At 51.1% G+C, this 3720-nt stretch carries 11 protein-coding genes; 2 read left to right on the forward strand and 9 right to left on the reverse strand.

The window, feature by feature from the left end:
* The 8 genes from RBR60_RS16290 to RBR60_RS16325 all read right to left on the reverse strand — a co-directional run.
* The coding region (locus RBR60_RS16290; RefSeq protein ID WP_320358757.1) for a DUF4258 domain-containing protein at nucleotides 1–276 on the reverse strand (276 nt) is incomplete at its 3' end.
* Between the two features lie 41 nt (nucleotides 277–317).
* On the reverse strand, nucleotides 318–500 hold the full coding sequence (locus tag RBR60_RS16295) for a hypothetical protein (protein WP_320358759.1): 183 nt from the start codon (nucleotides 498–500) through the stop codon (nucleotides 318–320).
* A gap of 92 nt (nucleotides 501–592) precedes the next feature.
* Complete coding sequence (locus RBR60_RS16300; RefSeq protein ID WP_320358761.1) at nucleotides 593–808, reverse strand: hypothetical protein; 216 nt, start codon at nucleotides 806–808, stop codon at nucleotides 593–595.
* A 37-nt stretch (nucleotides 809–845) separates the two neighbouring features.
* A complete protein-coding gene (locus RBR60_RS16305; protein ID WP_320358763.1) occupies nucleotides 846–1460 on the reverse strand; it encodes a phage/plasmid primase, P4 family in 615 nt (204 codons plus the stop codon).
* Nucleotides 1461–1473: 13 nt separating this feature from the next.
* A complete protein-coding gene (locus RBR60_RS16310) occupies nucleotides 1474–1608 on the reverse strand; it encodes a hypothetical protein (protein WP_320358765.1) in 135 nt (44 codons plus the stop codon).
* 8 nt (nucleotides 1609–1616) lie between these two features.
* Entirely contained in the window at nucleotides 1617–1763 is a 147-nt protein-coding gene (locus tag RBR60_RS16315; RefSeq protein WP_320358767.1) for a hypothetical protein, read from the reverse strand.
* Complete coding sequence (locus tag RBR60_RS16320; protein WP_320358769.1) at nucleotides 1760–1999, reverse strand: hypothetical protein; 240 nt, start codon at nucleotides 1997–1999, stop codon at nucleotides 1760–1762. Before RBR60_RS16320 ends, RBR60_RS16315 begins: the two co-directional genes overlap by 4 nt.
* Entirely contained in the window at nucleotides 1996–2181 is a 186-nt protein-coding gene (locus RBR60_RS16325) for a hypothetical protein (RefSeq protein ID WP_320358771.1), read from the reverse strand. The genes RBR60_RS16320 and RBR60_RS16325 overlap by 4 nt, the downstream gene beginning before the upstream one ends.
* Nucleotides 2182–2706: 525 nt before the next feature.
* Between RBR60_RS16325 and RBR60_RS16330 the strand changes: the two genes are divergently transcribed.
* Both RBR60_RS16330 and RBR60_RS16335 read left to right on the forward strand, forming a co-directional pair.
* The gene (locus tag RBR60_RS16330; protein WP_320358773.1) at nucleotides 2707–2946 is read left to right on the forward strand and encodes a DUF2281 domain-containing protein; all 240 of its coding nucleotides are present in this window, start codon (nucleotides 2707–2709) and stop codon (nucleotides 2944–2946) included.
* Nucleotides 2946–3362 carry a type II toxin-antitoxin system VapC family toxin gene (locus RBR60_RS16335; protein ID WP_320358775.1) on the forward strand — a complete coding sequence of 139 codons (417 nt, stop codon included), beginning with the start codon at nucleotides 2946–2948 and terminating at the stop codon, nucleotides 3360–3362. The genes RBR60_RS16330 and RBR60_RS16335 overlap by 1 nt, the downstream gene beginning before the upstream one ends.
* Before the next feature lie 14 nt (nucleotides 3363–3376).
* On the opposite strand, the gene RBR60_RS16340 is transcribed toward RBR60_RS16335, so the two are convergent.
* Nucleotides 3377–3720, reverse strand: a 344-nt coding sequence (locus RBR60_RS16340) for a hypothetical protein (RefSeq protein ID WP_320358777.1), incomplete at its 5' end; no start/stop codon positions are given.

Below are 3720 nucleotides of genomic sequence, written 5' to 3' on the forward strand. Positions count from 1 at the left end.
GAGCCCGCTTTTTCTGGCCTCCGTTTTGGTGCGGGCCATGGCCATGGCTCGCCGGGGCTTTTCTGCCTTCCGGTTTCGCATCCGGTAAAAGGTGATGATGTGCAGGGTACTGCTGCCGGGACAGGAGATCACGCAGAAATCATCCAGCCTGTGCAGTATCCGGCCTTGCCGATTGGGCATGGCCACCCCTGCGGCGAGGACGGCCAGCAGATGGGGCAGGCCGAGGTTGCGTTCCTGCATACGGCGTTCGGCGTGTTCGGTGAGGGAGACGAGCATGGGACCTCCTTCGGGCTTGGTTTTTTTATGAAGCTGTGTTTTTATTCTTGCAGCAAACAATAACCATCATAATAAAGGTGCTGGCCATGTACTGGAGCTGTAAAACCCGCATTGGCATTTTCTGCATCAAACCGGACAGAGACGGTTTTTCTCTGTGGCTGGGCAGCAACAGGCTGGGTTTCTATCATCGGCCTGAACTGGCTGCGGATGATGTGTTCTGTCATTCAACGGGTTATCCTGGATGGGACAGTCAGAAGAGATTCTCCGTTCCAGGGGATTTATCTTTCTGGGATCTCCATCCATAAGCACCCGGATTTCAGTGACTGGCATCCCGGAGAACATCAACAGATGGGAGTGGCAGTTGATCCAGAATTGTTTTAACCAAATGGCGAGCATGGTTTTCATCGATGGAAATCCTGAACACCTGGCCGTTGGCCAGATCAAAGCCAAGCCCGATATGCCCGGTTTCTGAGTTGAAAGTGGTTGTATTCCTCCAGGTGGCTGAAAGATAGATAGCGGATATCGGGCTCATGTGTATTTCTCCTCTGTAATGATTGTGAATTTCTGCCTTAAACCGCTTCCACCCAGGCCCGGATTGCAGGAAGCTCTTCCAGCAGAGCGTTTTTGAGGTGTGTCTCTTTTCGGTCTCCGGTGAAGGCTCCCCGGAACGGCACGACCAGCATCCTTCTGCGGCAGCCTTCGCCGAGCTTTTCAAAATCCGGCTCCGTGCTGTGGAAAAAAACCAGGCTGCATGTCGGTCTGAACTCAAAGGGCTTCTGGAATTTGAAGGCTCCGGAAAGGGTATCCCCGCTGACGATGGACTTAAAACAGGAGACCCTGGGAAGAGGCAGGCCGCTTAAGCTGATGACCAGCTTTTTGCCCCGGATACGGGCGCGTTCAAATTGGCTGTGGATGTGCTGAAAGTCGATGGATGCGGTGTTTTCGTCTCCGGCCAGTGCCATCAGCACAAAAGCCAGAGTGCTTTTTCCGCTGCGTGAAGGGCCATGGAGGTACAGGGCTTTCTCATTGGGGCCATCCCCCAGACATGCGGCCATCCATTCCCGCAGGGCGTGAATGACTGCGGTATCCTGAATGCTCTCTTCGAGAAAGCGCAGCCATGTGGGGCATCCGGTTTCGGGAGGAAAAAGGGTTGTCTGAGGTGCGGTCTGAGCCTGCTGAATCATGATGGTGGCCTCCTTATTTCTGGTGGGTTTTCCGGAAAACCTGCTCCCGGATCAGTTTTCTTCGTTCGGCATCCTGCCTGGCCCTCTCCAGGGCCTTTCCACACTGCTCATAGTTGCGGGACAGCATTTCCAGCGCGTCTGTTTTCATACCCCCCCTCACTCTGTCAGTTTTTGTAGTTTTTCCCCCAGGGCTTCAATCTCATCGGGGGAGAGATACTGACTGGCGATTTCCTCAAAGCTTTCCCAGTTCTCGGCCAAAAACATATCGATGGCTCGGATCTCCTGTTGCGTCAGTTCGCTCATGATGCCTCCCCTTGTCTCTGCTCCTTAGATTTTATATGCAGGGCCAACGCTCTCTGGCCGACGTCGTAGCCAAGGTCGTATGCCTTATTTGCGAAGGACAGGGCTTCCCAGACGAGATCCGGTGTCCATGCTGGCGGGAAGGTGTGGATGGTGAGGCCCAAACGGGCCTCCCGAAGGATCAGGGCCTGAGGCGTGGCCTCCAGGAAGCAGTCTCTCTGGTCGTAATAGATCCTCATGGCTTGTCTCCCTTCAGAAGCATCTGCTCCATGGCTTTTACATTGGCCAGATGCCGGGCAAGGTCGCCCACAGTACGATGCTCTTTCGCCGCACGGCTGAGGAGGGCGCGGGTCTCCCGCCGGTTACCCCTGCCCGTGAAGCCCAGGCGGATGTTTTGGGAATTGCACTCTTCCTTCATCATGGCTATACTCCCTTCGCTTTGTGTTGTTTTCAGCCCTTGTACGGTGGCCGCCGTGCAGGGGCTTTGCCCGTTTATCGGAGCGGATTGATTTCGTAAGGCTTCCTGCTGAGAATCCGGAAGGCCAGCATGCATAATTTAGACATTTGAATTTTAACCAAAAAAGGCAAGATACAGCTTCTTGAGAAAGCCAACCAATCCCCAAAAAAAGAAGACTGTGACCCAACCAGAGAGACATGGAAATTTATCGTCATAGGGGAATTTAATCATGGATCAATACCTCTCGCTTTGTGCTGTTTTCAGCCCTTGTACGGTGGCCGCTGCACGGACGCCTGTGCTTTAAAAGAAATTTAACCTGATTCTGAAGCTTAAAATAACCACTGTCAAGAATTAAATTGCGTTTGATGTAAAAAATTTTCCATCCCTCTCCTCCGAAAAACTTTTCGTTCTTCCAGTCGATTGGAGCTGTATGGTATTTTGCAAACAAGAAAAGGAAGTTGGAATTTTCTAAAGATACAGGGGGGAAGCATGAAAGATTCTGCGCTGTTTCGTGAAATTGTATCTCTGCCGCCGGAAGCACAGCGTCAGGTAGTGGATTTTGTTGCCTTTCTTAAAACCCGCTACCCGAAAAAACAGAAAAAAAATCAGAAGACGATTTTTTGCATGGAAAAAGAATCCTTTATCGGGATGTGGCAGGACAGAAAGGATATGCAGGACAGCTCAGAATGGGTTCGGAGCATGCGGCGGAAAGAATGGGGGGACTCTTGATGGAAACAACGATCCTGGATACGGATATTCTCATTGATGCTGCAAAAGGGGTTGAGGACGCGATCCAATGCCTCCTTTTTTTTGAAAAACAAACAGGCATTGGCATCAGCATCGTGACATTCATGGAGCTGGTTGTTGGGTGTAGAGACAAAACCGAATTGCGAAAAACTGACCGCTTTCTAAAAAAATTCAAAATCTTTCCTCTTGACCCATCTGTTTGCAATACCGCCCTGGATCTCCTGAAGAAATATCGCCTCAGTCATGGCCTCATGATTCCGGATGCCCTGATTGGAGCCACGGCCCTGGTTGCCAATCTTCCCTTCATTACCAAAAATCAGAAAGATTACCGATTTATTCCAGGGTTGAGCCTGCTCCCATATCCCTACCCCAAAACAGAGGAGGAAACCAGAATCTGATTTCCTCCTCTGTTTCAGAGTATTTTGACAAAAGTATAGTAATACCCGTTGCCATGCTTGTAATAGATAATGTCCATATCCACCACACGCCCATCCGAACGGGTGATGTGGACAATACGGCGGGCATACCCCACCTTTTCTACCTCCTCAAAGACCTCATCTCTCTGCTCCGGGTTCAGATATACATCCCTTGCAAAATCAACCTCTTTAAGATTGTAGTCCAGCAATACTGACCACAATTCCCACTGACAGGCGAGAATGCGGTGCCTGTTCGAGACGAGACGGAGCACATCAGTGCTGCCGTGGTCCAGCGCCCAATCCTCGAAAGCCCGCCGTATATTGCGGCTCGCAAAAATGA

The organism is Desulfobotulus sp. (assembly GCF_034006065.1).
Lineage (GTDB): Bacteria > Desulfobacterota > Desulfobacteria > Desulfobacterales > ASO4-4 > Desulfobotulus.

Bases quoted from the DNA above. Each gene is read 5' to 3' on its own strand.
- RBR60_RS16295 (WP_320358759.1), bottom strand. From the start codon at position 500: ATGACAGAACACATCATCCGCAGCCAGTTCAGGCCGATGATAGAAACC.
- RBR60_RS16300 (WP_320358761.1), bottom strand. From the start codon at position 808: ATGAGCCCGATATCCGCTATCTATCTTTCAGCCACCTGGAGGAATACA.
- RBR60_RS16305 (WP_320358763.1), bottom strand. From the start codon at position 1,460: ATGATTCAGCAGGCTCAGACCGCACCTCAGACAACCCTTTTTCCTCCC.
- RBR60_RS16310 (WP_320358765.1), bottom strand. From the start codon at position 1,608: ATGAAAACAGACGCGCTGGAAATGCTGTCCCGCAACTATGAGCAGTGT.
- RBR60_RS16315 (WP_320358767.1), bottom strand. From the start codon at position 1,763: ATGAGCGAACTGACGCAACAGGAGATCCGAGCCATCGATATGTTTTTG.
- RBR60_RS16320 (WP_320358769.1), bottom strand. From the start codon at position 1,999: ATGAGGATCTATTACGACCAGAGAGACTGCTTCCTGGAGGCCACGCCT.
- RBR60_RS16325 (WP_320358771.1), bottom strand. From the start codon at position 2,181: ATGATGAAGGAAGAGTGCAATTCCCAAAACATCCGCCTGGGCTTCACG.
- RBR60_RS16330 (WP_320358773.1), top strand. From the start codon at position 2,707: ATGAAAGATTCTGCGCTGTTTCGTGAAATTGTATCTCTGCCGCCGGAA.
- RBR60_RS16335 (WP_320358775.1), top strand. From the start codon at position 2,946: ATGGAAACAACGATCCTGGATACGGATATTCTCATTGATGCTGCAAAA.